A 26,421-nucleotide genomic window follows, 5' to 3' on the forward strand; every position below is an offset into this window, starting at 1 on the left:
TGTCTTAAGCAAAGGATTTTAGCGTGAAATAATCAATTTTCCACTAGTTCTTAACGCCAAATCTACTGCTTTATTTTTTAAAATTAAACGATAAAAATAGGTTCCAGAAGGCAAGTAATTGCTTGTGAAATCTTTGCCTTCCCAAATGATTTCGTTTACTCCAATTTTTATAGAATTATCAGGTCTTACCAAGGCTACTTGTTTACCTTGAAGGTCGAAAATTTCAATATAAAATTCATCAGGAATACTTTCTCCAGATAATACCAAGACAAACTTCGTAAACAACTGAAATGGGTTAGGAAATACTTTGAAAGCCATTAAAGTATCCTTTGGAAGGATTCTAAATGAAATTTGATAAGGACGATTCCCAGCAAAATTCCCTGTTACATCTTGTGCTTGAACGGAAATAGTCAAAGTGTCTTTGGGTAAATTTTGTGGGAAATAGTCAATTAAGAAAGTATTAGTCAAACTATCTGTTCGCCAAGTAATATCATTTTGACTGAAATAAACTCTTTTGAATGCGCAAGTTGGACAGTATTTTATCTTTAAATCTATGTCATTTGTATCTTTTTTAATGCGAAAAATATTCTCGTCTTTCAAACCAATTTTGATGAAAGGTTTAGAAGAAACAATCTCATATTGTTGAATTTTCCGACCGTCGAAAGTAACTGATAAAATGGGGTTTATTTCGTCAGAAATTACTTTAAAAGTATAATAAATGGAATTGTTTTGATAAGATTTTTCTGGTAAAATTTCTGAATTAAAAGTAAGACTAAATGTATTTTCTCCTAACCAGCCAGCTGTTTGAATAAGTAAACTTACACTTACTGAATCTTGACTTTTTAGCGCTTTTACTTTAAAGCTTTTAATCTCTTTTTTATTCAAGAATGTGTTTGTTATTACTTGTTTGACGCTAATTGAGTCGCTGAAATCTTTATTTGAAATGTTTTTGAAAGTAGCCTGAATCTTAAAATTTTCATATTCCTGTTTATCGGTGAGTTTGTTGTTCTCTACTTCTGAAAGAATTCCTTCAGGTGGGCTTTGATAATGCACAATCAGTGATTTTAATTGCGGTGATTTTTCCGAGAAATCAGTGTTTTTCAAATGAATAATGATTTTTAAGAAGGGAAATTCTTTAGCATCAATATTACTGATATTAAAGGTTTTTTGCTGAATATTTTCGGCTAAAATGCGCTCTTCTCCTTTTAGATTTACTCCTAAAATATCATAAGAAAATGTTTGTTGCTCATTTTTTTCAACATCAATCAAAACTTCGTCCCATTTTGAAGCAACACCAATAAGTGGAGAAGTAATTTTTCCAGTATCAAAATTATCCTTGATGGTATAATTCTCTAGGTTTAAAATCTGTGTGTCGCCACGCTTGTTAACATCAGGAAATAGCTCTAATAAAGCCTTTTTTGCTCCTTTTCTACCGATAACTAGAAAAGGAGAACCTTTTGTTAAACGCTTAATTTTATTGGTATCAACCCCAATTTCAATAAAATTTTTCCTGAATTCATTCGTCCAATTTTGGTATTCTAAATGTCCAGAATTCCAAAGTATTACATAATTTCCAGACTCGGCAGCCGTGAAATAATCTTTTAAATCATTAGAATATTCTTCTGTTGAAAGATAATTGACGGCATAAGGAGCATAGCCACAAACTAAACTTGGAATGACGGCGTAGGGTCGCAAAGCTCGGTTGAAAGCCACAGCATTGAGGTTAAACCAAGGATAACAAACGCCATCGCTAATCAAAATTTTATCATTCAATATGACTGAATTTGCTCTGTGAGAACGTGGAACTCCGCTATTTGTTCCATAGATTTTAGCCGATAAAGTAATAGAAGAAGTATGAAATTTCCATTGTGTATTTTCCAAATAAATACGTTCATCAGTTACTGATTTTGATAGTTGTGGAAAGCTAAATTGAGCAAAACCTTCTGAGCTATTTTTTAGAAAAAGGAATGAGTTTTCTATCCAATTATCACTTTCTGTTTTTACTCTCCAATAATATACAGTACTGTCTTTTTCTAAGATGTTATGTTTGAAAGATAAGAAGTTTTGATAAGGTAAAATGATACTTTTTTTATAAACAGAAAGAAATAAATGATTTGTGTCTATTTCAAAAATGATATTTGGATTATCTATCTTAAAAGGTGTTTGTATTTGAAAATCAACGATTTTTTGGTTGGTGATACTAAAGTTCTGAGGGGTCAAAGTACTAATATTTTGTGATGGAAAATTGTACTCTAGTACGAATGTGTTATTGTTTTCTTGGAGTTCTGAAATATGATTATTGTAATCTACCATTACTTCAAAACGATTGGTTCCAACACTTGAAAATTTGTCGTTTGGGATTTTAAAATAGACTGTATCCTGATAAGAAATTTCTTTCAAAAACGTATTTTCAAAAAGTACTGTTTTCCCATTTGGAAATGTTCTTTTGACTTGAATGTTCAAAGCATTTCTGTAAACTCTACCTAAATTTTTAATGACAATTCCGATGCTTAAAGAGTCTGGAAGTATAGCTGAGTTTTCTTTCTGATTAGGCAATAAAATAGCAGTATTATCAATAGCAAAATCGGGTTTACTTGCTGGGAAAAGTACGATAGCAGGGTCACCTTGTAAAGTGAATTGCTGTGCATTCGCCAGTTCAAAAGCTGAGTTTGGAAATCTTTGCAAATAACGATTGATGCTGGTTTGCATAATTGTTCCAAAGGCTTTGTCAATATAAATACTGTCTTGAAAAAGGGTTTGAAATAACTCGTCGGAATATGATTTTAAGCTAAAAGAATAACTCAAATAACTATGAGCTAAAAACAAAATTGAGCCCCGTTTGGGCGTGTTTATCCAGTCAGTTCCAAAAGAATTTTGTGAGGCAAATAAATCACCAGCATTGCAGCCATTCACCAAAATAAAAGGGTATTTTCCTTGATTTTTGTAGCCCAATAAATCATTAGAAACATAACCAATGTCCATATCGGTTTGCTGTGAAGCCGAATGACCAAACATCGTAATCATTCCCACACCTTGGTTTACTTGTTCGGTAACGTTGATGAATTCAGTTGGATTGTCAGTCTTTTTGGCAAGTAATTGTACTTGCTGTCCGAGAAGTCCGTTCTCACTAATTTCCTTCAATTCAGTTACATAATCTTTAAACGTGTTGAGTTCAAAAACACTCCTTCCACCAGACATCATTAAGGATTTTTTTCGCCAAAGTTCATTCATTGCTTGAGCTTCATGTTCTTTTACTTTCTCTAAATAATCCAAAACTATTTGCGGATTATTAGTAGCTAAACGTCCGACTGGAATGTTTAATTGGTCATCGTTGAGATTCATCCCAAAGGGAATATCTCCACAAGGAAAACCCCAAGTTGGCACTAAATCTAATTGGTAGTCTAATGAATTTTTCCGTGCTTTTTGTGGATAAATAGCAGTGCCAATGATAAAACAGAATTGTGATTTTTCCGTGTTTTTCATAAATGCTAAAAACCGCTGAATTGCCAATGGGTTTTTATCACCATAAGTAAAATAATTATACAAAAAGTCTGTCGTTACGCACAAAGTATCATGTTTTCCACCTTTTTCAGAAGCTCTATAATTAGCATATTCTTGAGCCGATTGAAGTAATTTTTGATGTGTAATTATCAAGAAATCGACCTTGTTTTTTGGCAATTCTCTAAAGGATATTTGTTCAATGGCATCAAGTTTTTTGATTTGATTGCTTACCAAAATACGTTGTCCATTGGTTTGAAAAGTAAGAGTAGAATCGCTTTGCTTAAAATCAATTTTGATAGGATTGGATTTATCAGAAATGTCATAGACAAAAGCGTTTTTTGGCGGGTTTTGAACGATAATTAACCTTTCTGTTGAAGAGTTGGGCAGAAAATGAAAAACCTTTTCATTCAAACCTTTCATTTGGAAGCTTTGTGGATAAGTAATTTTCAAAAATGAAACTGAAAACTGGTCATTTGATTGGCTGGAAAGTATGGAAATTTTATTTTTTTCCATTCCAAAATCTACTTCCTTTTTATAAAGTTCAGTAAAGTGATTTTCAAAAAACAAACTATCTACAAGCTTGTTACTAAGGCTGATTTGTAAATGATGTTTTCCTTCCGAACGTCCTGAAAAGAGTATTTCAATCTTTGGTTTGGACGAACTGTTTTTTATAAAATTTTTAAGTTGAAAATCAACATGAAGTTGGCTGTTCGGTTTCTGAATTTCACCCGTCCAAGCTTTGCCAAAGCTATAATTACTGTTCAAAATACCTGTGGAAAGTGAAGAGCCAATTGGTTCAGGTTGACCTTCAGAAAAGGAAGAAGTAAATATTTGTAAATCTTCTTCTAAATGAAACTCTTCTGGTTTTAAGCTTTGAAAAGGAGCTTTTTCTTGAATAGATATTCTTTTATTTTTCTGATTATCAATGTGATAAGTGATAAAATAAGAAGCTGTATCTGTAAATAAACTATAATACGGATGCGGTTGAGCATTTCTGGGTTGATACAAAAGTGAATCTAAAGAACCATCATTGTTTTCAGCGTAAAATGCTATGAAATCATTTGCTTGAAACACAGTAGAATTATTATGATGAACCGAAATAGCTACTTCTTTTCCATGTCTGAATATTTGTATTTTTTCAGGATGTACATTCTCGGGAAAGCCTGATTTCAGTAGTGCTTCAAAGCTAATTTGATGAATTCCTTTTTGGGTGATTTTGAGCTTGAAATATTGTTGCTGAGGATTAATCCATTCATTACCAATTACTTGTGCAGAAGTGTTTGAATGGAGAAGAGGAAAAAGAAGTATCAAAAATATTAATACTTTCTTGTAGATTGTAGCTAATTTTCTCATATTTTTATTAGTAGAATTCTACCCTAAAATACAAAAAAATGGCGTATCAATTCATTTCTTCATATAATTTTTCTTTCATTCCAACATCCGAGTTCAATTTTACTCGATTTTTCTTTAACGAGCCTGAACATTTACGCCAGCAGGCTGGGGAAGAAGTATATACTTTTTACTGGAAAAATCTTGAAAACCAATTGCTTGAAGCTCGTTTTTCGGTCATTATTTTAGATGAAAAAGGTTTTAGCCCTTTACGAGCAACTTTTGGTGGAATAGAATTTAGTGAAGTACTTCCAAAAGAATCGCTTACAGCATTTATTCAGTCAGCTTTTTGTGCTTTGCCAAAACTTGAAAGTTTACAAATTACTTTTTGTCCAGAAAGTTATCTTAGCATGAATCAGCGACAAGTATTAGATTTTTGTTTTGAGAAATTATCTTTCAAACATTGTGCTGTTGACCAAAATTTTGAAATAGCAATAACTGATTTAAGTTTTTATGAAACGATTAAATCGTCACGACACAAACAACTTTTGCGAAAGGCGGTGAAAAATACTTTTTTCTTTCGAGAAGAAAAAGAACCTGATTTAGCTTTACTTCATGCTTTTATTACTCGGTCGAGAGTACGAAAAAATAGGAATATGACGATGACTTTAGTGGATTTAAGGCAAAGAGTTAAGCTGTTTCCAGATAATTTTAATTTTTTTTCAGTCTCGCACGAACAAAAAATAATTGCTGTTGGAGTAACGGTCAAAATTACGGAAGAAATACTTTACACTTTTTACTTGGCTGATGATGAAGATTATTTGAAATTTAGCCCAACAATATATTTAATTTCAGGTATTTATGAATTTTGTCAGCGAAACAATTTTAAACTATTAGACCTCGGAATTGCTACAGAAAAAGGTATTATAAACGAAGGATTGGCTCAATTTAAAAAACGTTTAGGAGCCAAAATGTCACTCAAAAAAAGTTTTTTTTACGATTTTGAAAATAAATAAAAAATAATTGAGATTTGATGAATCCTTTTTGTCAAAATTCTCGTATGTTCATTTTAAGAAGTAAAATTTTTGTCTTTAGCGGGCAAAAATTATTATTTTGGTGTGTTAGTGGCAGTATGGCGAATCTCTTTGAGGTTCGCCATATTTTTTTTGCTAGTATTTTAGTTTAAAAACACATTGTTTATCCTTTTTTCGCTACAAAATTTTGAGAAAAACATTTTTTTCAAAAGAAGCTTCTTGATTGTCATATATTTTCAAACATTCTGTGCTTCTTTAACTGTTTTCACAAAATCATGTATTATTTTAACAATTGAATTAACTTTGCAAAATATTCTCCGAAAAATTAATCTGCTTAGTCTTATTTGGAGAGATTAATCAAAATATTTGAATCAATCTGTTAAAAAATATGCAAAATTTTTTGTCGGTCAAAGATGCCGTTGATGTGCAAGCACTTGTAAAAGAAGCTCTATTATATAAAAAAACTCCTTATGCAGATAAACACCTTGGTAGAAATCGAACAATGGGGCTTTTGTTTTTTAACTCAAGTCTTCGTACTCGTTTAAGTACACAACGTGCTGCGCAAAATTTGGGTTTGGAGCTTATGGTAATGAATGTCGGACAAGATAGTTGGGGTTTGGAATTTGAAGACGGTGCTATTATGGATGGCAACAAAGCTGAACACATCAAAGAAGCAGCACCAGTTATTGGGCAATATTGCGATATTGTTGGGATTCGTAGTTTCCCTGGTTTGACCGACCGTGAAGAAGATTATTCAGAAAAAGTAATCAGTCAATTTGTTAAAAATACTGGTCGTCCAATCGTAAGTTTGGAATCGGCTACTCGTCATCCGCTTCAGTCTTTAGCAGATTTAATTACGATTGAAGAATTAAAAACAAAGCCACGTCCTAAAGTAGTTCTTACTTGGGCACCGCATGTAAAGGCATTGCCACAGGCAGTACCCAATTCGTTTGCAGAATGGATGAATGCGGCAGATGTTGATTTCGTCATTACTCATCCAGAAGGTTATGAATTAGCACCAGAATTTGTAGGAAATGCAAAAGTGACGCATAATCAAGAAGAAGCATTTAAAGATGCTGACTTTATTTATGCAAAAAACTGGTCTTCATATACTAAGTACGGACAAATATTGAACCAAGACCCATCATGGATGGTGACGATGGAAAAAATGAAATTGACGAACAATGCTAAATTTATGCACTGTTTGCCAGTTCGTAGAAATATTGTTGTAGAAGATGCCGTATTGGATTCTCCAAATTCAGTAGTTGTTCAGCAAGCTGGAAATAGAGTATGGTCTGCACAAGTAGTTATGAAACAGATTTTGCTCAGTATCATCAAAGAAGAAAGTCCTTATTTATTTTAGCTTTTGTTGAGGAAACGTTTGAGGAATTCCGAAAGCGTTTCCTTTAAAATAATATGAAATTAACAGTTGTAAAAATAGGCGGGAACGTTATTGATAATCCTGCTTTTTGTAAACAATTTCTAAGAGATTTTTCAGATATTCCTTCACCCAAAATTCTAGTGCATGGCGGTGGGAAAATCGCCACGCAAGTGGCAGAGAAATTGGGCATTGAAACGGTAATGGTAGAAGGCAGAAGAATCACCGATAAAGCGATGTTAGATGTTGTAATAATGGTTTATGGTGGTTTGGTAAATAAATCGTTAGTTGCCCAAATGCAACATTTCAGTGATAATGCAATTGGTTTGACGGGCGCAGATGCAGGAGTGATTTTATCGCAAAAACGTTTGGTTAAAACGGTTGATTATGGCTTTGTTGGAGATATTGAAAAAGTAAACAGTACTTTTATTGATAGTTTGTTACAACAAGGTATTGTACCTGTTTTTGCTCCGCTGACTTTCGATAAAGAAGGAAATATGCTCAATACCAATGCTGACACGCAAGCACAAGCTATTGCAGTAGCGATGACAGATGCTTACGAAGTAAACTTGGTATATTGTTTCGAGAAAAAAGGAGTATTATCAGATCCAGAAGATGATGATGCAGTGATTGCAGTTTTGAAACCTGAAGATTACGAAAAGTATAAAGCAGCAGGTGTTATCAATAAAGGAATGATTCCGAAATTAGATAATGCTTTTAAAGCATTGGTGGATGGAGTTTTGCAAGTAACGATATGTCATGCAAAAGAAGTAAAACTAGCGGTGAAAGACGGGGTGGCTGGAACAAAGATTATTAAATAAGCGATTCGACCTTTTCAAAGAGGTTAAATTGCTAAATAGCATTGTAAAGCCATTATTTAAAATTATTTTTACGAAAATAAAATCTAAGAATAATGAACGTTACATTTGAAGTAAATAGCCAAGCTGAATTGGAAAAACTATTTTTACTGTTCAAATCATTGCAATTTGAGAATGTAAAAGTCGTTTCATCTGAATTGAAAGGCAATACTTTGATTACAAAAGGAAATAAGTCTCTCAATCCGAAAGATTTATTTGGTATTTGGAAATCAAATCCACGGTCTTTAGAAGAGATTCGTAGTGAAGGGTGGAAAAGAAATTGGGAATAATGGTACTTTGTGATACAAATATTTTCATAAGTGCTTTTAATGGTAGGCAAGATACCATTGATGAAATGGACAAAATCGGTTTTGAAAATATTGTGATTTCATCAATTACCTTGATGGAACTTTATCAAGGTATGAAGAACAAAACTGAACTTGTCCAAATGAAGAAAAAAATCAAATATTTTGATGTAATTGATATTGATGCTGAAACCTCTAAATTAGCTACAACTTTGATTGAAAAATTCAAATTAAGTCATGGTTTACAAATTCCTGATGCTATTATTGGTGCTACTTCTGTAATTCATCGTATTCCTCTTTTTACATATAATCTAAAAGATTTCAACTTCATTCCTAATTTGGACTTGTATGAAATCTAATGTTTTTATTAAAAAACTCAAAAATGCACAGTAAAGGACTACTTTTTGGCATTGCTACAGGCGATGCTTTAGGCGTACCTGTAGAGTTTATGAGTCGTAAACATTTACAGGCAAAGCCCGTAGTGGGTATGCGTGAATATGGAACGCATCATCAACCAGCTGGTACTTGGTCGGATGATAGTTCGATGTCTTTCTGCTTAGCTGAACAATTGATTGAGGGCTATGATATAGAATTACTCGCTAAGCGTTTGTGTAAATGGTACGAGTTTAATTATTGGTCATCTACTGGAGCAATGTTTGATATTGGTGTTTCTACTCGAAATGCCATTGATAAAATTTTAAAAGGTGTTTCTCCTTATCAATCAGGCGAATGCGATGATTATTCTAATGGAAATGGTTCTTTGATGAGAATTTTACCATTGGCTTTTTATCTGAAAAATAAACCGATAGATCAACGTTTTGCAGTTGTCAGAGAAGTATCAAGTATTACTCATGCGCATATTCGTACCATTATTGGGTGTTTTTTTGCCGTTGAATTTGTAATAAATCTTATCAAAGAAGAAAATAAATTCAAGGCTTATCACGAAACTCAAAATACTGTTCGTGATTATTTACATTTGATTCAAATCAAAAATGCTGAAATAGAACTTTACAATAGAATTTTATTTGATGATATTTCAGAGCTTTCACAAGATGAAATCTTCTCTTCAGGTTATATTCTTCATACTTTAGAAGCAAGTCTTTGGGCATTTCTTACTACCGACAATTTTCATGATGCCGTACTCAAAGGCATTAATTTGGGCGATGATACCGACACCATCGGCTCGGTTACGGGCGGAATGGCTGGTTTGTATTATGGTTTCGACCAAATTCCAAGCGAGTGGATTAATCAATTAGCTCGTAAAGACGATATTTTTGAACTTGTAAATCGATTCTCAAGACTCGAATAAACGCTAATGGTTTTTGAAACCAAGTCAATTGTATGACCTTACAACAACAACTCACTCAAGATGCCATCACTCTTTTAAAACAATTGATTGCAACACAATCTTTTAGTCGTGAAGAGCAACAAACAGGTGATATTCTTGAAGAATTTTTCAGAGAAAGAACAATTCCATTCCGCAGAAAAATCAATAATATTTGGGCAAGAAATAAGCATTTTAATCCAGCTTTACCAACCGTATTGCTTAATTCTCATCACGATACCGTAAAACCGAATCCTTCTTGGACATTGAATCCTTTTGAACCTTTGGTGAAAGATGGAAAACTCTTTGGCTTAGGAAGTAACGATGCTGGTGGTTGTTTGGTAAGTTTATTAGCTACTTTTTGTTATTTTTATCATAGAAGTGATTTAAGTTTCAATGTGCTTTTTGTGGCTTCTGCCGAAGAAGAAATTTCGGGTGTAAATGGTTTAGAATTACTCTTGAAAGAAAACGATTTACCAGAAATTTCCTTTGCCATCGTGGGCGAACCTACCGAAATGCACTTGGCAATTGCTGAAAAAGGTTTGATGGTTGTGGATTGTACCGCTCAGGGAAAAGCAGGACATGCAGCCCGTGAAGAAGGTGATAATGCCATTTATAAAGCGCTTCGTGATATTACTTGGATTCAACAATATGAATTTCCGAAAGTATCGCCTGTGTTGGGGAAAATGAAAATGTCGGTAACGATTATAAATGCTGGAAAACAACACAATGTGGTGCCTGATACTTGTACGTTTACGATTGATTGTAGAGTAACCGAGCAATATTCTTTGGAAGAAACTTTGGATACAATTCGCCAAAATATTGAATCGGATGCACAAGCTCGTTCCATTCGTTTGAAACCATCTTCGATTCCTTTGGAACATCCAATTGTACAAGCAGGTATTCAATTGGGAAGAACTACTTATGGGTCGCCGACTACTTCCGACCAAGCTGTGTTAGACTGCCAATCACTGAAATTAGGACCGGGGCATTCAGGTCGTTCGCATACTGCCGATGAATTTATTTATTTATCTGAAATCGAAGAAGGAATAGATTTATATATTAAAATGTTAGGTGAAGTAATCATTGCTCGATAGCTATTTTAAACTCAAAAACAATGTCTCAATCATCATTTCAAAATCGACTAACTTCGGCAGACGTTTACCGTGGCTTTGTGATGTTTTTAATGATGGCTGAGGTTTTGAGTTTTGAAAAAGTTTCAGAAGCTTTGCCCCAAAGTACTTTTTGGCAATTTCTTGCTTTCAATCAATCGCACGTAGAATGGATTGGTTGTTCACTGCATGATTTAATTCAACCTTCATTTTCTTTTTTGGTGGGTGTAGTTTTGCCTTATTCGGTGGCGAATCGCTTGCAACATCAAGAGAATTTTACCAAAGTATTCAGTCATGTGCTTTGGCGTTCTTTGAAATTGATTTTGCTGGGTATTTTCCTTCGTTCGCAGTGGAAAGAACAGACAAACTTTACTTTTGAAGATACACTTACCCAAATTGGTTTGGGCTATTCTTTCTTATTTTTATTGAATTTCCGTTCTCAAAAAATGCAAATCGCCACTTTAGTATTCATACTTCTGGGCTATTGGTTGGCTTTTGCTTTGTATCCTCTGCCTGCGGCTAATTTTGATACCACAAGTGTTGGCGTTGCTAAAGATTGGTCGCATCATTTATCAGGATTTGCCGCTCATTGGAACAAAAACACCAATTTAGCTTCTGACTTCGACCAATGGTTTTTGAATCTTTTTCCAAGAGAGAAACCCTTCGTTTTCAATGGTGGGGGCTACGTTACTTTAAGTTTTATTCCTACTTTAGGAACGATGATTTTAGGACTTTTGGCTGGCACTATCTTGAAAGCCAATACTTCTTCTAATGAAAAATTAAAGACTTTTATCATTTTGGGCATTAGCGGTTTGGTGTTGGCATCAATCTTAAATTACTTTGGAATTAGTCCGAATGTAAAAAGAATCTGGACGCCCACTTGGGTACTTTTTAGCGGAGGCTGGTGTTTTCTGTTAATGGCATTTTTTTATTGGACGATAGATGTACTTCAAAAAGGGAAATATGTTTTTTTCTTCATCGTCATTGGTACAAATTCCATCGCTGCTTATATAATCGCACACACTGTTGATTCTTACATTGCAAAATCTTTATTGATTCATTTGGGGAAAGATTATGCCACAATTTTTGGTATTCCATATCAAAGCTTGGTGCAAGGAACATTAGTTTTAGGTTTTGAATGGCTAATTTTGCGGTGGATGTATCGCAAAAAGATATTTATTAAGGTTTAAACGAAATATAAAAAATAAAAAATTGAGCAAACTCTGGCAAAAAGATAATGTTTCGGTAAATGAAAAGATTGAAAAATTTACCGTTGGGCGTGACCCTGAATTTGATGTACTTTTAGCTGAATTTGATGTGTTGGGTTCTTTGGCTCATACGCAAATGTTAGAAAGTATTGGCTTGCTTGAAAAAGCAGAATTAGCCGAAATTCAGCAAGAATTAAAGGCGATTTACCAAAGTATTCAAGCAGGAGATTTTACGATTGAAGAAGGCATCGAAGATGTGCATTCGCAAGTAGAATTGATGCTTACTCGTAAATTGGGCGAAGCTGGTAAGAAAATCCACTCTGGACGTTCGAGAAACGACCAAGTTTTGGTGGATTTAAAACTTTTCACTCGTACTCGTTTGCAAGAAGTAGCAGAATCTTCAAATCGTTTGTTTGAATTATTGATTACTTTGAGCGAAAAATTCAAAGAAGTATTGTTGCCGGGTTATACACATTTGCAAATTGCCATGCCTTCAAGTTTTGGTTTGTGGTTTGGTGCTTATGCCGAAAGTTTGGTGGACGATATGGAAATGTTGCAAGCCGCTTATCGTTTAGCAAACAAAAATCCACTGGGTTCTGGTGCTGGTTATGGTTCGTCTTTTCCTTTGAACAGAACTATGACGACGGAATTATTGGGTTTTGATAATTTGCATTACAATGTGGTTTATGCCCAAATGTCTCGTGGAAAAACTGAATTATTTGCCACAACCGCCATTGCTCAATTTGCTTCAACGCTCTCAAGATTGGCTATGGACATTTGTTTGTACAATTCTCAGAACTTCGGTTTCATTAAATTACCTGATGAAATGACGACGGGAAGTTCGATTATGCCGCACAAGAAAAATCCTGATGTGGCAGAATTATTGAGAGGAAAAACGAACCGTTTGAAAGGACTTCCCAACGAAATAATGTTGGTAATGGGCAATTTGCCTTCTGGATATCATCGTGAAATGCAGATTTTGAAAGAAATTTTAATGCCTGCTTTTGATGAAATTTTGAATTGCTTAGACATGACTTACTTCATGCTTTCAAATATTCAAGTAAAAGAAGGAATTTTGGAAGATACCAAATACGATTTATTATTTTCGGTAGAAAGAGTAAACGAATTGGTTTTGCAAGGCGTGCCTTTCCGTGAAGCGTATAAAATTATTGGTAACGAAATCAATTCAAATACTTATACGCCCAACCGTGATTTAAAACACAGTCACGAAGGAAGCATTGGCAATTTGTGCAACGAACAAATTTCGACGATGATGCAAGAAGTAGTAGGAAGATTTGGCTTTGAAAAAGTACAAAATGCCATTGACGACTTGCTGAAATAGAAAACTTTTCACCTCAATGAGATAAAAAATCATTGAGGTGAAAACTAATTGAAAAGTAATGGCGTTAATCTGGAAATCACTCATTAACATTGGAAACAAATCAAACCCCACCCAAAAAAGATTTTCGTGCATGGCTCAAACGCTTAGGTTGGGCAGGTTTTTTCTTTTTCTTGATTAAAGGATTACTTTGGTTAATTGTACCTTATTTAATTGCTAAAGGAATTTTTTAGTTGTGAATTAGTGAATTGTGATTTAGTGATTTTTATTTTTCAGTTCTAAAATCCTCAAGTCTCCAATAAAAACCTCCCGGCATCTTGTTTCTTGCTTCTTTCATCTTCAAGTCTTAAAATCCTCAAGTCCCCAATAAAAACCTCTTGCATCTTGTCTCTTGCTTCTTCTGTCTTACAGTCCTAAAGTCCCCAATAAAAATCTCTTGCATCTTGTCTCTTGCTTCTTCTGTCTTACAGTCCTAAAGTCCTCCAGTCTTTAAGTCTCCCAAAAACCTAAATCTCAAACAAAGCCTTAATTGCCTCTCCAAAAGTACCGCCAGAAATCATTTTACTTTGAGCTTTATCTTTCATCGTAATTTGAAACTTTCCGTTGAAATGCTTCTCAATTTCCTTGATTTTCAAAGTATTAATAATATTTGCCCTACTAATTTGCAAAAACTGATTAGAAGGTAATTTCTCCGCAAGAATAGAAATCGTATAACTTGTCAAGTATTTTTGTCCATCAAGTGTTATCAGAAATACATATTTGTCATCTGCTTCAAAATGGCTAATGTCTTGTAAATCAATCAATAAAATCTTACTTCCTGTTTTTACAGAAATAGAACTAATTGATTTTTTAGGCTTCATTGCCTCAATCATTTTCAAAAGATTATCATTGAACAAATGCTCTTGATTGTTCGCTTGTTCAATTTTTGCTTTTGTATTGGCTTGCCAAAGTTTAAGTTTTTGCACTGTTTTATCTAATCTTTCATACTCGATGGGTTTGAGTAAATAGTCAATAGAATTTTCCTCAAAAGCCTTAATCGCATACTCATCAAAAGCCGTGGCAAAAACTACTAAAGGCATAAAAGTAAGGCGAGAAAGCATTTCAAAGCCCGTCATCACAGGCATTTCAATGTCTAAAAAAATCAAATCAGGTCGAAGTGTTTCTACCAACGAAAGCCCTTCAGCACCATTATTGGCTCGTCCGATTATCTCAAAAGTATCTGTATATTTGCCCAGCAATCTCTCAAGGCGATTGATAGCCAGTTTTTCGTCGTCGATAAATATTGTTTTAAACATAGATTTTTCACACGATTTGCCAAATCGCTGGTTAATTTTTGATATACACGATGTGGCGAATCGTGGAAAATGGGATGATAGAAATATATTCAGAACGATTAAAATTAATTCCTTTAGATAATGATTTACTGACGCTCTGGTTTATCCAAAGTAGAGAAAAAATGGAGCGACAATTAGGGCTGAATCCATCTAATTGGCAAATTGAAGATTTCTTCAAAGCCGAAACTTTGGATGCTTTAGTAAATTTCTGGCTTCCGATGACTGCCGAAAACCCTGATAACTTTTTTTGGTACACCAATTGGGAAATCGTTTTAGTTGCCGAAAATATTTCAATTGGAGGTATCGGTTTTGCTGGTTTTCCAGACCAAGATGGCGTAACGATGGTCGGCTATTTTATTGATGGAAAACACCGAGAAAAAGGTTATGCGAGCGAGGCTCTCAAATGTTTGTTAGACTGGGCGAGCCTTGAACCTTCTTTAAAAACCATTCTTGCCGATACGCCATTTTTTAATTTACCTTCACAAAATGTACTTAAAAAAGCTGGATTCCGAGAATTTGGCATTGCCGAAGTACACCATATCGAAAAAATACAAGTTAAGAACTGGAAATTGGAAATAAGATAGCTTTTTAGCTTTTTTAGCTGTGAGCTATGAGCGACGAGCTTTGAGCTTTTTTTAATAAATGCTTGCTCAAAGCTCATAGCTCAAGGCTCAAAGCTCGTCGCTGGGAGTAGGCCCACATAAACTGAGTTCTAATACAGTATTTCCGACTATCAACTCAATTTGACTGAGCTTTAACTCAGATTTATTGAGTACTGACTCAGTTCAAGTGAGTAGGTACTCGGATTTTATGAGCTACAATACACTTTTAGCGAGCTTTAACTCCATTTCTCTGACTCTTAACTCAGATTTTGTGTATTACAAGTCAGAAAATGTGCATTAGCATACAGCTTTTCTGAGTTAAGACTAAGTCTTGAGCTATGAGCTACGAGCTTTGAGCTTTTTAAATTAAGGTTCGCTCATAACTCACAGCTCAAAGCTAAACCGAGCTAACTGGCAAACTAATAATCACCACTTTCTCAGGCGAATTGGTCAATTCCATCGAAGCCGTTTCGCCCGAAAGTAAGCGAAGTTTATCTTGAATCGACTTCAAACCATAACCCGAAAAAATATTATCAGGAAAAGGAACACCGTTATCAAAAATCTTAATGTTTAAGTTTTCCTTCTCTTTGCTTACTTTAATTTTCAGAACACCTTGTCCCGCAATTTTAGAAATCCCATGTTTGATGGCATTTTCAATAATGGGTTGGAGTAAAAATCTTGGAATTTTATATTTTCTGAAAGCTTCGTCTTCAAATTCTACAGTATAAATCAGTCGTTCATCAAAACGAATTTTCTCAATTTCTAGATAGGTTTTTACAATTTCTAATTCATTTTCCAAAGTATCATAATGTTCCTGACTTCTACCTGTGGAGTATCGGTAGAATTTTGAAAGATTCAACACCATGTGTTCAGCTTTATCAGGGTCATCGTGTACCAATGAAGCAATTGAATTCAAAGAATTGTACAAAAAATGAGGATTGATTTTTGCTTCGAGAGCTTCTAATTCTGCCCGAATTTTCAGGTCGTTTAATTGTAATAATTGATATTCTTGTTCGGTCATTTTGATGAGCCTTGTGCGTTCATGCGTAAACCAATAGTAAATAATATTTGCGCCAAGTAATGGTCCCAAGACGAATAATGCGTCATAATTATCTCTTGAATAATTGGTGATTTTTGTAGGGATGTCGTCTTCAAAGAATTTGTAAAGCAGTGAAAAACTAAAGAATTTTAACACTGCCGAGAGCATCGTACACAATGATAAAATGCCATGACGAACCCAAATAAATCTGCTAAAAGAACCAAATTGGATGAATAACCAGCATAAGCCAATCATCATTGTAGCATCGTAAATATTACTGTAAATAATGTTGATAATGAAATCTTTGTATTGATTTTTTCCTCTGATAATGCCAATGATGAAGTAAATATGCCCATTGAATGCCATCACTGTGAAAAAACTCAGCAACCAAAAACGACCCCAAAAACTTGATTTTAATTCCTTTGCCATAAAAATGAATGACGGCTTTTTACACCGTCATGATTCATATAAGATTTTATTTTACTTGCAGGCTTTTGCCATTTCTTTGATTTGCTCTGCTCCCCAATTTGGATTAATTGGGCTTGTTGCTTTGAAGTTAGCGAATTTTTCTAAAGCTTTCTGAATTTCAGGACAAGCATTTTTGGCTCCGCCACCAAATTGCTCTGGTGTATAAAAAATCATTTGCGCTTTTAAAGAATATGCTCTTGGGTTTTCAGGATTAATACTTTTTGCTTTAGCAATTGCTCCTTCAAAAGCCGAACCATATTTCATAAAACGGGCTTGACCATCTACCGAAATTCTCATCATAGCAATTTGCGCTTTTAATACTTCTACTTCGTCCTGATTACTTACTTTTTGTTGTGCTAATTTTTCGATAAAAATATCGGCTTTGTCTAAATACTTATCGATTTCGCTACCGCTTTTTTGTTGCATGGCGATTAATGAGTAAGTTAAACTAGCATAATAATTTGGTAGCCATTCTGAAGTTTCAGAACTGGCAATTCTTTCAAATTTATTGGCTACTTCTTGGTACGAAGTCAGGTCTTTTGCTTGCCCTAATTGACCAAGGGTTTCGCCCATTGCTTTGTAAAAACGTTCGTTGTCAGTTGCTTTAGCAGTGAAAAAAGTTAATGCAATTACGATAGTTAATAATAGATTTTTCATGATAATATTCGTTTATTTTAATGTTTAAAGATTTCTTTTTTGATGAATCAAAGGTATTTTAAGATACGTTTTGAATGAATATAATTCCGACGAACTAAGTATTTCAAGGAGTGAATTGTCGTTTCTTTAGCGTGAAAAATATTTCAGTTTTCTTAATTTTTACGCATATCTTCTGGCAAAACTTTTTTCTTTGAAATAGTGATAAAAGTACCAATCATAATGGTACGATATGCCGCTGGTCTTACTTCTGTGCGAGTTTTTCCGTCTGCTGAATAACGATAGTTATAGACATTATGAGTACCTAAAATATTATCAACCGAAAAGTAAACTACCATAAAATTCCCTTTGATATTGGTCAAGTAATTTATCCAAATGCTAGTGTTATGAACATTTGGAGTACGATCTGATAAGAAAACTGGATTATTCGGATTGTAATACGGGCGACCGCTTGTGAAAGAGTACGTTCCAGAAACCGTCATCATCGGTTTGGCGATGTATTGTTTGTAAATCACATTCAAATTATGGTTTGAAACGAAGGTCGGTTGTGTTTCTGTCAAGTAATTACCCGACAAACGTTTGGCATCGCAATAACTATAATTCACCCACAATTGTCCGTTTTTAAAAGATTTATTATCACGGAAAAAGACATCAATTCCTTGTGCAAAACCCTTTCCAGTATTATCAGTTCTACCATTTGGAAAGCGTTGAGGATTTGCATCAAAATAGTTTTCTTGTTCAGCATATTCACGGACTAAATTCGCATACTTTTTATAATAAGCCTCAACCCTGAAAGTACGATTATCTTTGATAAGCTGATAATTCAACACTGCATGTGTAGCCTTTTCGTAACCAAGCGTTTTGTTGTAATAATAATATTGAAAATCAGGAGTTTGGTAGAAAGTGCCACCAGCCGCTGAAATTTGAGAGTAAAGTCCAGTTTTATAAGCCAAAGAAAATCTCGGAGCAACATTAAAGCTTGAAGCCAATGAAGAATGTTCGGCTCTGATTCCGATTCTTCCAGCCAATTTACGAGTCAGGTAAAATTCTGATTCAGAGAACATTGCTTCAAAATTATCGGTTAGTTGGTATTGCTTTTTATCGCTTGTCGCTTGTTCTAGTTTCAAACCATATTGAGCGATATGTCCTTCTGTACCAAACAGAATATTTGAATTATTTTCAAATGATTTTACCAATACTGCTCTGAACTGAGAACGCTGTTCTGTTTTTTCAAAAGCATCAGTATTTACACTTAATAAATCTTGATTGTAAGAATATGAAGCTCCCGATTTTAACACCCAATTAGCATTTTTATCTAAAGCCTTTTGATAAGTACTTGTCAGTAAGAGGTTGTTGTTTTTTACACCGAATTTTGAAAGAGCAAGATTTTGTTCGGCATTAGTAAACATCATTCCTGATTCACTTTTTCCATAAATAGCATCTATTTTAAAAGAGGCGTCTGCCGAAGGTTTCAAACGATAGGAACTAGCAACATTAATTTGTTCAGGGATTTTTACCCAATCTATATTTTGCGGATAGATTTTGAACAAAGGCGTAAGGTTATTGTAAGCAAGTGTTCCGCTTAAAGAATGCTTGTCAGCTAAATGTGTGTAACCCGCTGAAACTTGTGCTAAGTTAGCATTGACGGTATAGCTGGTTTCTGTAGCTAAATCAGTCGTATTCATCAACAAAACTGCCGATAAAGCCTGACCATATTGTGCGGAATATCCACCTGTAGAAAATGCTGAACCTTTGAATTGAAAAGGAGAGAAGCGAGAACGAGCAGCAACATCTGGAGAAGAAGTATTGTACGCATTTTGTACAGTCAAGCCGTCAATTAAAATTTTAGATTCTTGCGCCGAACCTCCTCTTACAAACATTCCTGTAGATTCTCCGTTTCGTTGTGAACCGGGCGTAAGTAAAGTCATAGTTTGCGTAATATCTGCTCCGCCACCCGCAGTCGTAACAATATCTAAAGGTTTGATTAAAGTGGTTTTCTTTTCGTCCGAAGCCTCAAACGTACCAGCAGTTACCGTAACAGTATTCAATTCATTGGCTGATTCTTTGAGTTTAAAAATCACTTCAATGTTTTTTTGATTCATCAAAATACTTTTACTGAAAGTATCAAAGCCCACGAAAGTACAAACAAGTATTTGTTCGTCTTTTTCAGTACTGGTAAATTTGAAATTTCCATCAGCATCGGCAGTTACTCCATCATACGAACCTTTTAATGAAATATTTGCACCGGGCAAAGACTTACCTTTTTCGTCAAGTACTTTGCCTGTAACAGTAGTTTGTGAAAAAACTTGCGTAGCGATAAATAAGAAATAGAGGATTAACAGATAAGTAAATGTTTTCATCGTCGTGTTGTTTAATTGATGATCCAAAACAACTTGAAAATGAATTTTTATTGAATTGTTTTCCGACGAAATGATGATTATAATGGATGAACTCAGTATTTTTAGGAGGGAATTTTTAATAAAAAACTACTGAATGCCTTTTAAAATTAACTTATGTTGTTTTACTACATTAAAATGGAGTCATTTATTTTATAATAATCAATCCCTTAGAAAACTAATCACCATTAACTAATTTCTAATAACTATTTAAACTTTTGTAATTAAAATCTTCAATCACAGACTAAACATAGAATTGATAGTAGGTACAGTGGCGATTCTGACCAGCGTAATTTCTATTTTTATTTATCTCGAACAATTAAAAATGTCAAGAGAACAACAAAAAGCCTCTGTATATCCATATTTGTGGTTTGAAGGTGGAGTTTATGATAATAACGTTTTTCATTACGAAGTAGATAATAAAGGTGTTGGTCCAGCTTTTATAAAAAATGTAGAAGTTTATTATCATCAAAAAAAATATGATTCTTTTTCTAAATTATTCACTTCAGAATGGGTACATATCAATGGAAGTAATTTTAATAAATTTCCTTATTATTTTGATGATTTAGAAACGGGAAGTGTTATGAAAATAGGAGAGGAAAAAGAATTGTATGTTCTGAAAAATAATCAAATATTAGCCCAACATCTGGGTTATCAAGTAATGAATGATTCATCTTTTCATTTTAAAGTTTTATATGAAGATGTTTATGGCGGAAGGTTTTTGAATTACGATAATAAAATTACAATCATAGAAAAAAAATAAATGCTTAAACTTGCGACTTTGTCTATTTAGAGTGTCTAAACCTTACTTAGAATAGACTAAATATAAACTATAATCATTAATAATAATCACTATTAAAACGATTTCAATGATTTAGGATTTTAAGATTAACAATTGATAATAAATGACAAGTTTTTTACCGTATAATAAGAAAAAGATAATTCAAATTTGAATTAACAAGTTATTGTTATAAGTTTGTTACTAGCATTTAGAATAGTTTTTATTTAATTCTTTCAAGTGAAGATTAATGTAGCGTTTTGTCAGACTGACTAACGTGATTATCTATAAATTCAAATAGGTTTTTAGTAAGAGGAGTTTTTCTCTTTGAGCTCAAAACCATATTTTGGTGTGTTAGTGATACATTTTGGCGAACCTTAATAAGGCTCGCCAAATTTTTTTTATGCCAATCTCAGTTTCTTCTCTCTTTTTATTCTTCAATCTTTTGCCATTTGTAATTATTTAACTCCATTTATCTAAATAAAAAAATATTTTACCATAGTACCTTGCATGACATAGTACCTTTTTATATCTTTGTTTCAACATTAAGCTATAAGCTTTTAGATATGAAGCAAATAGACAAATATTAACTCCCAGCAATTACGAACGATTTTAAACAGAAATTAAAAATATGGATTTAGAAAATGCCAAAGTGCAGATGCGGAAAGGGATTTTAGAATTTTGTATCCTGCACATCATTTCCCGAGGAGAAGTATATGCTTCAGATATGTTAGAGGAGCTGACTTCCGCCAAAATAATGGTTGTGGAAGGAACGCTTTACCCTTTGCTTACTCGGTTGAAAAACTCAGGACTGTTAGACTACAAATGGGTAGAATCGGTATCTGGTCCGCCAAGAAAATATTATATTCTTACTGACACTGGTAAAATTTTCCTTGAACAATTCGGAGAAACTTGGAATGAACTACAAGCTTCTGTCAATCAAATTATTCACGAATCTTTTCATCATCATAACAAAGAGTCAGAAGAAGAAGGCGTTTAACCAATCCTTTAAAAGCCAAATAAATATTTAAAATAGCATCTGGGTATTTCACTCATATATTCATTCAAACATGAAAAAGACCATATCAATCAATATTGCAGGCATAGTTTTTCATATCGAAGAAGACGGCTTCGAGCGATTAAATGCCTACCTGAAATCCATTCAGAAGTATTTTGCTTCTTATGAAGGTTCAAAAGAAATTGTTGCAGACATTGAAGCCAGAATTGCTGAAAAATTTTGGACAAAACATAAAAGTGAAGATTCTCAAGTAATTACACTTGAAGACGTAGAAGGTTTAATAGCTTCTATGGGTTCTGTTTCTGATTTTGCGGCAATCGAAGAAGAAGAAGATTTTGCAGTAAACGGACAGAAAAAAGAAGAGACTAAAGAAGAAAAGAAACAAGAATCTTCTCAAGAAAAAACTTCAAGTAATTTTGAAAACTTCAAATACGAACCACGTGACCGCAAACTTTACCGTGATACAAAAAGAAAATTATTAGGAGGTGTTTGTGCAGGTTTAGCTCATAATTTGGGTTTTGACCCACTTTGGATTCGCCTAGCATTCTTGTTTTGTTTACTAGGAATCGGTCCAATTACAGCGGGAATTTTAAGTGGAATTACTTTTGTATTGTATATCGCTTGTTGGATTGCTTTCCCTGCAAATGCCATTTTAGAAGAAGATGAAAGAATTCGTAAATTCTATCGTAATCCAGACGGAAAAGTAATGGGTGGCGTAGTGAGTGGTATCGCTTCTTATACAGGTTGGGATTTAGGAATGCTCCGTTTTGTATTTGTATTAAGTATTTTCCTTTTTGGTTCAGGTATTGTTTTGTATTTGATTCTCTGGGCAATTGCGCCAGAAGCAAAATCTTTAACAGATAAAATGCAAATGTCAGGTGAACCAATTACGCTTGAAAATATCGAATCGAACATTAAGCGTACTTTGCATTCAGAAGATAAACCTGAAGAACCATTAACAAGATTATTATTATTGCCTTTTAGAATAATTTCTCAGGTATTCAAAGCTTTAGGACCTATCACCGTATTTTTAGCTTCAGTGGCTCGTATTTTCGTTGGTGGAATGATGGTTTTTAGTGGAGTAGTATTTATCATCGCTCTTTTCTTCTCGCTTTTTGTAGGTTTAACAGCTTTAGAAAATGCAAATGTGTATATCGGCGACCATTTTCCAGTAGGTTTAATTGCTCGTGATGCTTCTCCGATATTGTTCTTGGGTGGATTTTTAGCCTTAGCAGTTCCTGCCTTTTTGGTAGCTTGTGCAGGTGTTTCCTTGGTAATTCGTAGAAATTTGTTTACACCAATTACTTGGCAAAGTTTGTTAGGCGTATTTTTAATTGGCTTGTTAATTACGATGTACACAGGAGTAAAATATGCCAAGAATTTCGCTAAAACTGCTTCTATTGAAGAAAACGTAACGTTCAACTTTAATAATAGTACACCAATTTTTGATGTTACAACAACTGGATTAGACCAAGACTGGGAACCTTCTGTAGAGCTAATTGGCTACGATGGAGCAGTTATTAAAATTGAGAAAATTTTCAGAGCAGATGGTGTCGATAAAAAAGATGCTGAAACCAATGCAATGGCTGTTACTTATAATATCATTCAGAAAGACTCTATCTTGAAGTTTGACGACAGATTTGAATTCAAAGACGATGCTCATTTCCGTGACCAAAGAATCAGAATGAAAGTTTATATTCCTTATGGAAAAACATTCTCTATGACTCGTGGATTTGCAAGTTTTGTGGATAATGATTTTGATGGAGGATATTTTGACGAAAGTAATGGTGATTTATTTAAAGGTTCTATCTGGAAGATTACAAAAGAAGGAGATATTGTTTGCGAAAACCGTTTCCCAAAAAGATATTCTGACAATGATGATGACCAGTCAAATTATTTTCCTGATGGAGTAGCAATTCAGACTTTACCATTAAAAGATTTTGAAAGTCTAAAAGTAAATCTTAGCGGAATATCGAATGTTTTGGTCAATCAAGGCGATGAGTTTAAGGTTGAAGTGAGCAGTGCTGGTGAAAATGCCCTTGAAAAATTAAAATATACAGTATTTGATGGAACATTGGTTATTGATGCCAAAGACGGACAAAAATCAAGAGACATTTATGATATTCATATTACGATGCCAAGATTAAAAGCCTTTGCTATCAAAGGTGGAGTAGGCACTAGTAAAATAAAGAATTTTGATGGAGAAGAGCTTTTTGTTGACCTTGCCAATGGAGCTAAACTAAAGATTAGTGGAAACTATAACAGATTGAATGCTAAACTAGATAATGAATCAAAATTAGAATCATTTGATTTAGATGTAGTATCTGCTACTTTAGAAGTAAAAGGTACAGCTTCTGCGGAAATCAATGTCCGTGAAAAACTAGAAGCTAAAACCATAGGTTTAGGCTCAGTTCGTTATCGTGGAGAACCTTCTGTTACTCGTTCGGTACAAGAAGGTGGTTCTATTGAAAAAGATTAAGATTGAAAATCATTGATTGGTCAGCATCAAAAACCTTTCATAAAAAAAACAGTCTTCTTGCAACCTTTCTACGATAGATTGCATCTCAATAAAAAATACTTAAACAACAAAGACATGAATACTAAAACCTACTTTCGTAACACTTTACTATTGAGTTTTTTATTGGGAATTGCTAATGTAATGTTTGCTCAAAATACAAAAGAGTATTCGTTAAAAGGTTTTGATAAGTTAGATATGGCAAGTGCTTTTGTAATTGATGTGAAATACGGAAATACTTACAAAGTACAAGTAGATGCTGAACGTTCAGAAGACCTTGAAGATTTGGATGTAAGATTAAGTGGCAGTATGTTGATTGTGAAGTACCGTGACAGCAAAGGTTGGAAATGGAATAATAATCGTAAAAGAGTAAGCTTTACGATTGTGATGCCAAATCTAAAACAAGTTGATTTTTCTGGTGCAACGAAATCTAAAATTTCTGGTTTCAATGATTTAGAAGACGTTACTTTGAAATTCTCGGGTGCTGCTAATGCCGAAGTAAATATCAATGCCGACAAAGTAAATTTAGATTGCTCTGGAGCATCTAGGTTGAAATTGAACGGTAAAACCTCTAAACTAAACTTTGATCTTTCTGGCGCAAGTAATGTTGATTCTTACAATTTTATAGCAAGAGATGTTGATGCTGAAGTTTCTGGCGCAAGTTCTGCTAAAGTAAATGCAAGTAAAACTTTGAATGTAGAAGCTAGTGGAGCTTCTTCTGTAAGATATAAAGGTCAACCTTCTGTCAGATCTGATGTTTCTGGTGCTTCTTCAGTAAAAAGCGCTGAATAAATTTACCAGTAATTAAAAACTAAGCCCGCAAGCGTTTCAGAACTCTTGCGGGCTTTTGTGTGTTAGCCAACAAAGAAAATGTTTATTTAAAATTTATGCAACACTACGACTTGATTATTATTGGCGGTGGGCCTATCGGCTTGGCTTGTGGATTGGAAGCGCAATCGGCTGGTTTAAATTATGTGATTTTAGAAAAAGGCTGTTTGGTGAATTCCCTGTATAATTATCCATCTAACATGACTTTTTTCAGTACTTCGGATAGACTTGAAATTGGAGATGTTCCTTTTGTTTCTAATAATGCTAAACCTACTCGTTCAGAAGCTTTAGAGTATTATCGTAGAGTTGCCATTCACCGAAAATTGCATATCAAACTTTTTGAAAGCGTTGAACAAGTTAGCAAGACGTATCAAGAAAATGATGAAATTAATTATACGCTGAAAACAAGTAAAGCCGAATATCAAGCTCAGCACATTATTATTGCGACTGGTTTTTACGATATTCCATATTTAATGAATGTGTCTGGTGAGGATTTACCGAAAGTAACACACTATTACGAAGAACCACATTTTTATGCTTTACAAAAAGTTGCCGTAGTCGGTGCGAACAATTCAGCTGTTGATGCAGCCTTAGAAACATGGAGAAAAGGAGCGGAAGTAACCATGATTATCAGACAAAGCGAAATTGGAAGCAGAGTAAAGTATTGGGCAAAACCAGATATTGAAAACAGAATCAAAGAAGGTTCTATCAAAGCGTATTTCAATTCGGAAGTAGCGGCTGTTCGTCAAGATGAAATAGACATCAAAACGCCAGAAGGTATCGTTACTATTCAAAATGACTATGTAATTGCGATGACAGGCTATCAGCCTAATTTAGATTTTTTACGAAAAATAGGCATTACTTTATCAGACGATGAAATATTGAAACCTACTTATGATGAAGAAACCCAAGAAACGAATTTGCCAAATATTTATTTAGCAGGTGTAATTTGTGGAGGAATGAATACACATTCTTTATTTATTGAAAATTCAAGAATTCATGCGGTAAAAATTTTGCAGAAAATCACAGGGAAAGAAATTTATCAACCTAATTATTGATTTATTGTTGAGTGTACAACTCAAACTACGATAAAATACCACATAAAGAAGGTGAGAAAATAGGTTAATTCAGCATCAATTTGTCTTGCCTTCACTTCAAAAAATGCTCAATTTGAGGCTTCTTAAAATTGAGTCCTGAAATAATTGTCATTCACCGACACACTTCTGTATTTGGTCGAAAATAGTCATAATCTAAGAGACGAGTATGCAATTTTTGTGTTGTATCCTTGTCTAATGCTTGATTTTCCTGCTTTTCCTTTTATCTCAAAATCAATCCATTTGTACTTTTTTAATTTATACAATAAACTATTTACCCCAACTTTGTTTCTAATTACAAAAAAGAG

Annotated in this window: 21 protein-coding genes; 16 read left to right on the forward strand and 5 right to left on the reverse strand. The window is 33.9% G+C overall.

Translation table 11 applies throughout. The features are described 5' to 3' along the window. Positions 1 to 18: 18 nt before the first annotated feature. Positions 19 to 4,854, reverse strand: a complete 4,836-nt coding sequence (gene porU2 / locus VB798_RS01270) for a putative type IX secretion system sortase PorU2 (RefSeq protein ID WP_323255135.1) — start codon at positions 4,852 to 4,854, stop codon at positions 19 to 21. A gap of 38 nt (positions 4,855 to 4,892) precedes the next feature. Here porU2 and VB798_RS01275 point away from each other — a divergent pair, with 38 nt between their 5' ends. From VB798_RS01275 to VB798_RS01320, 10 genes are all read left to right on the forward strand, one after another. Then, entirely contained in the window at positions 4,893 to 5,846 is a 954-nt protein-coding gene (locus tag VB798_RS01275) for a hypothetical protein (protein WP_323255138.1), read from the forward strand. Between the two features lie 406 nt (positions 5,847 to 6,252). After that, entirely contained in the window at positions 6,253 to 7,227 is a 975-nt protein-coding gene (locus VB798_RS01280; protein WP_323255139.1) for an N-acetylornithine carbamoyltransferase, read from the forward strand. A 53-nt stretch (positions 7,228 to 7,280) separates the two neighbouring features. After that, on the forward strand, positions 7,281 to 8,063 hold the full coding sequence (argB, locus tag VB798_RS01285; protein ID WP_323255142.1) for an acetylglutamate kinase: 783 nt from the start codon (positions 7,281 to 7,283) through the stop codon (positions 8,061 to 8,063). A 92-nt stretch (positions 8,064 to 8,155) separates the two neighbouring features. Continuing rightward, the gene (locus VB798_RS01290) at positions 8,156 to 8,389 is read left to right on the forward strand and encodes a hypothetical protein (RefSeq protein ID WP_323255144.1); all 234 of its coding nucleotides are present in this window, start codon (positions 8,156 to 8,158) and stop codon (positions 8,387 to 8,389) included. Continuing rightward, positions 8,368 to 8,763, forward strand: a complete 396-nt coding sequence (locus VB798_RS01295) for a type II toxin-antitoxin system VapC family toxin (protein WP_323255146.1) — start codon at positions 8,368 to 8,370, stop codon at positions 8,761 to 8,763. Before VB798_RS01290 ends, VB798_RS01295 begins: the two co-directional genes overlap by 22 nt. 23 nt (positions 8,764 to 8,786) lie before the next feature. Beyond that, complete coding sequence (locus VB798_RS01300) at positions 8,787 to 9,713, forward strand: ADP-ribosylglycohydrolase family protein (RefSeq protein ID WP_323255148.1); 927 nt, start codon at positions 8,787 to 8,789, stop codon at positions 9,711 to 9,713. A gap of 32 nt (positions 9,714 to 9,745) precedes the next feature. Further along, positions 9,746 to 10,825 (forward strand): M20 family metallo-hydrolase, encoded by a 1,080-nt coding sequence (locus VB798_RS01305; protein ID WP_323255150.1) that lies wholly within the window; start codon positions 9,746 to 9,748, stop codon positions 10,823 to 10,825. 20 nt (positions 10,826 to 10,845) lie between these two features. Then, positions 10,846 to 12,030: an acyltransferase family protein gene (locus VB798_RS01310; protein WP_323255152.1), complete on the forward strand. Its 1,185-nt coding sequence runs from the start codon at positions 10,846 to 10,848 to the stop codon at positions 12,028 to 12,030. 22 nt (positions 12,031 to 12,052) lie between these two features. After that, positions 12,053 to 13,390, forward strand: coding sequence for an argininosuccinate lyase (argH, locus tag VB798_RS01315; protein WP_323255155.1), 1,338 nt, complete (start codon positions 12,053 to 12,055; stop codon positions 13,388 to 13,390). Positions 13,391 to 13,479: 89 nt separating this feature from the next. Further along, positions 13,480 to 13,620 carry a hypothetical protein gene (locus VB798_RS01320; protein WP_323255157.1) on the forward strand — a complete coding sequence of 47 codons (141 nt, stop codon included), beginning with the start codon at positions 13,480 to 13,482 and terminating at the stop codon, positions 13,618 to 13,620. A gap of 273 nt (positions 13,621 to 13,893) precedes the next feature. Here VB798_RS01320 and VB798_RS01325 read toward each other — a convergent pair whose 3' ends face one another. Beyond that, on the reverse strand, positions 13,894 to 14,682 hold the full coding sequence (locus VB798_RS01325) for a LytR/AlgR family response regulator transcription factor (RefSeq protein WP_323255159.1): 789 nt from the start codon (positions 14,680 to 14,682) through the stop codon (positions 13,894 to 13,896). A gap of 50 nt (positions 14,683 to 14,732) precedes the next feature. Here VB798_RS01325 and VB798_RS01330 point away from each other — a divergent pair, with 50 nt between their 5' ends. After that, on the forward strand, positions 14,733 to 15,305 hold the full coding sequence (locus VB798_RS01330) for a GNAT family N-acetyltransferase (RefSeq protein ID WP_323255161.1): 573 nt from the start codon (positions 14,733 to 14,735) through the stop codon (positions 15,303 to 15,305). 415 nt (positions 15,306 to 15,720) lie between these two features. On the opposite strand, the gene VB798_RS01335 is transcribed toward VB798_RS01330, so the two are convergent. From VB798_RS01335 to VB798_RS01345, 3 genes are all read right to left on the reverse strand, one after another. Further along, on the reverse strand, positions 15,721 to 16,791 hold the full coding sequence (locus tag VB798_RS01335) for a sensor histidine kinase (protein WP_323255163.1): 1,071 nt from the start codon (positions 16,789 to 16,791) through the stop codon (positions 15,721 to 15,723). 51 nt (positions 16,792 to 16,842) lie between these two features. Beyond that, the gene (locus tag VB798_RS01340; RefSeq protein ID WP_323255165.1) at positions 16,843 to 17,487 is read right to left on the reverse strand and encodes a hypothetical protein; all 645 of its coding nucleotides are present in this window, start codon (positions 17,485 to 17,487) and stop codon (positions 16,843 to 16,845) included. Between the two features lie 152 nt (positions 17,488 to 17,639). After that, complete coding sequence (locus VB798_RS01345; RefSeq protein ID WP_323255167.1) at positions 17,640 to 19,844, reverse strand: TonB-dependent receptor; 2,205 nt, start codon at positions 19,842 to 19,844, stop codon at positions 17,640 to 17,642. A 361-nt stretch (positions 19,845 to 20,205) separates the two neighbouring features. On the opposite strand from VB798_RS01345, the gene VB798_RS01350 reads away from it, so the two are divergent. The 5 genes from VB798_RS01350 to VB798_RS01370 all read left to right on the forward strand — a co-directional run bounded on the left by VB798_RS01350 (position 20,206) and on the right by VB798_RS01370 (position 26,077). After that, entirely contained in the window at positions 20,206 to 20,643 is a 438-nt protein-coding gene (locus VB798_RS01350; RefSeq protein WP_323255169.1) for a hypothetical protein, read from the forward strand. Positions 20,644 to 21,289: 646 nt separating this feature from the next. Continuing rightward, positions 21,290 to 21,658, forward strand: a complete 369-nt coding sequence (locus tag VB798_RS01355) for a PadR family transcriptional regulator (RefSeq protein ID WP_184136936.1) — start codon at positions 21,290 to 21,292, stop codon at positions 21,656 to 21,658. A gap of 70 nt (positions 21,659 to 21,728) precedes the next feature. Continuing rightward, entirely contained in the window at positions 21,729 to 24,155 is a 2,427-nt protein-coding gene (locus VB798_RS01360) for a PspC domain-containing protein (protein WP_323255173.1), read from the forward strand. 114 nt (positions 24,156 to 24,269) lie between these two features. After that, positions 24,270 to 24,983, forward strand: a complete 714-nt coding sequence (locus VB798_RS01365; RefSeq protein ID WP_323255175.1) for a head GIN domain-containing protein — start codon at positions 24,270 to 24,272, stop codon at positions 24,981 to 24,983. Between the two features lie 95 nt (positions 24,984 to 25,078). Then, entirely contained in the window at positions 25,079 to 26,077 is a 999-nt protein-coding gene (locus VB798_RS01370) for a YpdA family putative bacillithiol disulfide reductase (RefSeq protein WP_323255177.1), read from the forward strand. Positions 26,078 to 26,421 lie beyond the last annotated feature (344 nt).

It is taken from the genome of Arcicella lustrica, from assembly GCF_034930985.1.
Taxonomy (GTDB): Bacteria; Bacteroidota; Bacteroidia; order Cytophagales; family Spirosomataceae; genus Arcicella; species Arcicella lustrica.

Bases quoted from the DNA above. Each gene is read 5' to 3' on its own strand.
- VB798_RS01350 (WP_323255169.1), top strand. From the start codon at position 20,206: ATGTCAAGAGAACAACAAAAAGCCTCTGTATATCCATATTTGTGGTTT.
- VB798_RS01305 (WP_323255150.1), top strand. From the start codon at position 9,746: ATGACCTTACAACAACAACTCACTCAAGATGCCATCACTCTTTTAAAA.
- VB798_RS01280 (WP_323255139.1), top strand. From the start codon at position 6,253: ATGCAAAATTTTTTGTCGGTCAAAGATGCCGTTGATGTGCAAGCACTT.
- VB798_RS01330 (WP_323255161.1), top strand. From the start codon at position 14,733: ATGTGGCGAATCGTGGAAAATGGGATGATAGAAATATATTCAGAACGA.
- argB (WP_323255142.1), top strand. From the start codon at position 7,281: ATGAAATTAACAGTTGTAAAAATAGGCGGGAACGTTATTGATAATCCT.
- VB798_RS01365 (WP_323255175.1), top strand. From the start codon at position 24,270: ATGAATACTAAAACCTACTTTCGTAACACTTTACTATTGAGTTTTTTA.
- porU2 (WP_323255135.1), bottom strand. From the start codon at position 4,854: ATGAGAAAATTAGCTACAATCTACAAGAAAGTATTAATATTTTTGATA.
- VB798_RS01340 (WP_323255165.1), bottom strand. From the start codon at position 17,487: ATGAAAAATCTATTATTAACTATCGTAATTGCATTAACTTTTTTCACT.
- VB798_RS01310 (WP_323255152.1), top strand. From the start codon at position 10,846: ATGTCTCAATCATCATTTCAAAATCGACTAACTTCGGCAGACGTTTAC.
- VB798_RS01360 (WP_323255173.1), top strand. From the start codon at position 21,729: ATGAAAAAGACCATATCAATCAATATTGCAGGCATAGTTTTTCATATC.
- VB798_RS01335 (WP_323255163.1), bottom strand. From the start codon at position 16,791: ATGGCAAAGGAATTAAAATCAAGTTTTTGGGGTCGTTTTTGGTTGCTG.
- VB798_RS01355 (WP_184136936.1), top strand. From the start codon at position 21,290: ATGGATTTAGAAAATGCCAAAGTGCAGATGCGGAAAGGGATTTTAGAA.
- VB798_RS01300 (WP_323255148.1), top strand. From the start codon at position 8,787: ATGCACAGTAAAGGACTACTTTTTGGCATTGCTACAGGCGATGCTTTA.
- VB798_RS01325 (WP_323255159.1), bottom strand. From the start codon at position 14,682: ATGTTTAAAACAATATTTATCGACGACGAAAAACTGGCTATCAATCGC.
- VB798_RS01275 (WP_323255138.1), top strand. From the start codon at position 4,893: ATGGCGTATCAATTCATTTCTTCATATAATTTTTCTTTCATTCCAACA.
- VB798_RS01345 (WP_323255167.1), bottom strand. From the start codon at position 19,844: ATGAAAACATTTACTTATCTGTTAATCCTCTATTTCTTATTTATCGCT.
- VB798_RS01370 (WP_323255177.1), top strand. From the start codon at position 25,079: ATGCAACACTACGACTTGATTATTATTGGCGGTGGGCCTATCGGCTTG.
- VB798_RS01290 (WP_323255144.1), top strand. From the start codon at position 8,156: ATGAACGTTACATTTGAAGTAAATAGCCAAGCTGAATTGGAAAAACTA.